Origin of the sequence: Streptomyces hainanensis (genome assembly GCF_004348415.1) — a bacterium.
Lineage (GTDB): Bacteria > Actinomycetota > Actinomycetes > Streptomycetales > Streptomycetaceae > Streptomyces > Streptomyces hainanensis.
Window position 1 is genome coordinate 1 of record NZ_SMKI01000631.1, and the last position, 3,646, is coordinate 3,646.

General features: G+C 73.8%; 3 protein-coding genes. All 3 read right to left on the bottom strand.

Going from position 1 to position 3,646, the window contains the following annotated elements; translation table 11 throughout:
• Positions 1-1,735 (bottom strand): dipeptide/oligopeptide/nickel ABC transporter permease/ATP-binding protein (locus tag E1283_RS33835; RefSeq protein ID WP_243745295.1); only part of this gene is annotated, 1,735 nt, incomplete at its 3' end.
• Complete coding sequence (locus E1283_RS33840; protein WP_207930639.1) at positions 1,725-2,771, bottom strand: ABC transporter permease; 1,047 nt, start codon at positions 2,769-2,771, stop codon at positions 1,725-1,727. The genes E1283_RS33840 and E1283_RS33835, both read right to left, overlap by 11 nt.
• Positions 2,772-2,786: 15 nt before the next feature.
• The coding region (locus E1283_RS33845; protein ID WP_243745296.1) for an ABC transporter substrate-binding protein at positions 2,787-3,646 on the bottom strand (860 nt) is incomplete at its 5' end.

Sequence of the window (3,646 nt, forward strand, 5' to 3'; positions counted from 1 at the left end):
CGGTCGCGGTGCTGGGGGTGGCCGCCAACAGCTTGCGGGTGTAGGGGTGTCGGGCGGTCTCGATGGTGAGGTCGGCGGCCGTGGTCCGTTCGACGATGCGGCCGTCCTTCATCACCAGCACGCGGTCGCAGAGCGCCCGCACGACGGCCAGGTCGTGCGAGATGAAGAGGATGGCGGTGTCGAACTCGCGGTTGATCCGCTTGAGTTCCCGCAGGATCTCGGCCTGCACGGTGACGTCGAGGGCGGTGGTGGGCTCGTCGGCGACGAGCAGCTTCGGGGTGGTGGCGATGGCCGAGGCGATCATGGCGCGCTGGCGCATGCCGCCGGAGAGCTCGTGGGGGTGTTGGCGGAGGCGGAGTTCGGGCTGGGTCATCCGGACCGCGCGCAGGGCGTCGAGGATCCGGGCGCGGGCCTCGTCGCGGCCGGCGCGGGCGTGGGTGCGGAGCACCTCGGTGAGTTGGGTGCCCAGCCGGAGGGCGGGGTTGAAGGTGGTGCCCGGGTCCTGGTAGACGAGGCCCATGGCGAGGGCCAGGTCGCGGTCACCGACCCGGCCGAGCAGGTCGAGGTCGCCGAGCCGCAGCCGCGCGGCCTCGGCGGTGAGCCCCTCGGGCAGCAGGCGGGCCAGGGTCATGGCGGTCAGGGACTTGCCGGATCCCGACTCGCCGACGAGGCCGACGATCTCGCCGGGGGCGATCCGCAGCGAGACGTGGTCGACGAGGGTGTGTCCCGCGCTGTTGGTGATGACGAGGTCGTCGACCTCGACCAGGGCCGCGTCGGCGCCGATCTCCCCGGCGTCCCCGGCGTTCCCGGTGTCCCCGGCGTCCTGCGCGGTGCCGGACCTGACCAGCGTCGCCGCGCGGGTCCTGGTGCCGGTGCGGGGGTCGGCCGCGGCGGCGAGGCCGTCGCCGATCAGGGTGGCGGCGACGCCGGTGACCACGATGAGCAGGGTGGGGCCGACCATCTGCCAGGGGCGGCCGGCGAGTACCGACGGCAGGGCCTCGTTGAGCAGCTTGCCGAAGTCGTAGTCGGGCGACTGGACTCCGAGTCCGACGAAGGACAGCGCGGAGAGGGCCGTGAGCGCCTGGGCGAACGCGGAGGCGGTGAGCACGAGCAGCGGCTCGGCCATGTTGGGGATGACGTGCCGGGTGGCGACGCGGTGTCCCGGCACGCCCATCAGCCGGGCGGTGGCGACGAAGTCGCGGCGGGAGATCTGGGCGGCGAGGTTGGCGGTCAGGCGGGCGAAGTAGGGGACGCCGGCCAGGCCGATGGCGGTGATGGCCGAGCCGGTGCCGGGTTCGAGGATCGCGGCGACGACCAGCGCGAGGAGCAGGGCGGGGAAGGCGACGAGGGTGTCGATGGCGCGCAGGCCGAGGGTGCGTGTCCGGCGCGGGGCCAGCCACACGGCCGTGCCGATGACGACGCCGCCGACGACGGAGATCGCGGTGGCGCCGATCGTCATCAGCAGGGTGAGGCGGGTGGCGACCAGGCTGCGGGCGAGCACGTCGTGGCCGGCCGCGTCGGTGCCGAACCAGTGGGCGGCCGACGGCTGGGCGGCGCTCTCGCCGAGGGTGGCGGCGCGCTCGTCGAGCAGGATCGGGGCGAGGAGCCCGGCCGCGACGACGGCCGCCATCAGGGCGAGGCCGATGACGAGGCCCGGGGTCCAGGCGAAGCGCCGGGGCGTGCCCGCCGTCGGGCGGTGCGGTGTGGCGGGGGCGGTGACCGTCTCAGTCGCCATGAGCGCCTCCCAGGTTGCGGGAGTCGACGAGCCCGAGCAGCACGTCGACGACCAGGTGGACGAGGGCGGCGATCATGCCGATGACCAGGACCATGCCCTGGATGACGGGGTAGTCGCGGTCGAGGATCGCCTTGATGATGCCGGAGCCGAGGCCGGGCAGCGCGAACACGTTCTCGATGATCAGGGCGCCGCCGAGCATGCCGGAGAGGATGAGTCCGCTGAGGGTGAGCGTGCTGGTGAGCAGGTTGGGCAGCGCGTACTTGAGGTGCAGGGTGCCGGGCCGCAGCCGCCAGCCGCGCGCGGTGCGCATGTGGTCGTGTCCCAGCACGACGGCGGTCTCGCGGCGGACGACCCGGGCCATGGTGCAGGCGGGGCCGACGGCCAGGGCGGCGACGGGCAGGATCAGGGAGAGGTTGGGGTCGCCGGGCGAGAAGGCGGGCGGCAGCAGCGGGAGGACCCCGATGCCGGAGGCGAGGAGGACGACGAGGAACGTCGCCATCACGTAGCCGGGCACCGAGTCGAGGAAGCCGGTGAGGGCGCCGAACGAGGTGTCGAGCCAGCGGCGGCGGCCGCCGCGGGTGGCGATGGCCACCGCCATGCCCACGGGCACGGCGACCACCAGGACCACGACGATTCCCCAGAAGGCGACGATCGCGGTGAAGGGGAGGCGGTTGCCGATGATGGTCTCCACCGGCTGGCGGTACTGGAACGAGTCGCCGAGGTCGCCGGTGAGGACGCCGCCGGCGTAGTCGAGGAACTGGCTGAGGACCGGGCGGTCGAGGCCGAGGGTGGTGCGCAGGGCGGCGATGTCCTCGCTGGTGGCGTCGGGTCCGGCGAGGGCCACGGCGGGGTCGCCCGGGATGAGCTGCACGATCAGGAACGACAGCACGAGCAGGACGAGGAAGACGGCGGCCAGGCCGATGAGCCGGTCCCTGGCGAAGAGGAGCCAGGGGCGGGCGCCCGGGCGGGCGGCGCGGCCGGTCGGCATGGCGCCTGGCGCGGTGCCGGGCGCGGTGCTGGGTGCGGTGGTGGTCATGGCGCGGGCTCCGGGTCAGCCGACGACGCGGATGGTCGCGGGGTCGATGTAGTCGCCGAGGGCGCGGATCGAGACGCCGGCGGCGGCGACGGACGCCTCGGCGAGGCCGGCGAGCGGGGCGGCGTCGACTCGCTGGAGGAAGGACTCCTGGGCTCGCCCGAGTGCCGCGCAGCGCGCGTCGGGGTCGGTGGTGCTCATCGCCTCGCGCAGCGCGTCGTAGCCCTCCTCGTTGACGGCGCCGGTCTTGTTGCGCCCGCCGTCCTCGGTGGGCGGCCCCATGACGCGCAGCAGGGAGGAGGGCAGGGAGCCGACGACGTTGAAGTCGGCCTGGATGGTGACGTCCCAGTCGTCGCCCCCGCCGCTGGTGATCTCGGACCACTGCGCGTTGTCGAGGTTGCGCAGTTCGATGTCGGCGCCGGCGTTGCGCAGCACCTCGGCGGCGTACTCGTTGCCCTGGTCGACGCCGACGGTGCCGACGAAGCGGATGGTGACGCCGTCGAGCAGCTCGCCGGCGGCTTCGGGGTCGTGGCCGGGGAGCAGGGCGGCGTCCGTGTTGGCGCAGGGCAGCGCCGCGGAGCCGACCGAGGTGAGGACCTGGCCGCGGCCGTGGGTGACGACCTGGGTGAACCCCTCGGGGTCCAGGGCCTGGGCGACGGCGCGCCGCAGTTCCGGGGCGTCGGCGAAGACGGAGCCCGGGCGCTCGTTGAACAGCAGGTAGGTGCCGAGCGCGTTGACCATGTCGACCGAGAAGGAGTCGTTGTTCTCGAACCGGCCGATGTTCTCGTCGGGGAAGCTGGCGATGTCCAGCGCGCCGGAGAGCAGCTGGGTGGCCCTGGTCGACGGGTCGGCGTAGGGGGTGAACACCAGGGTGGCGG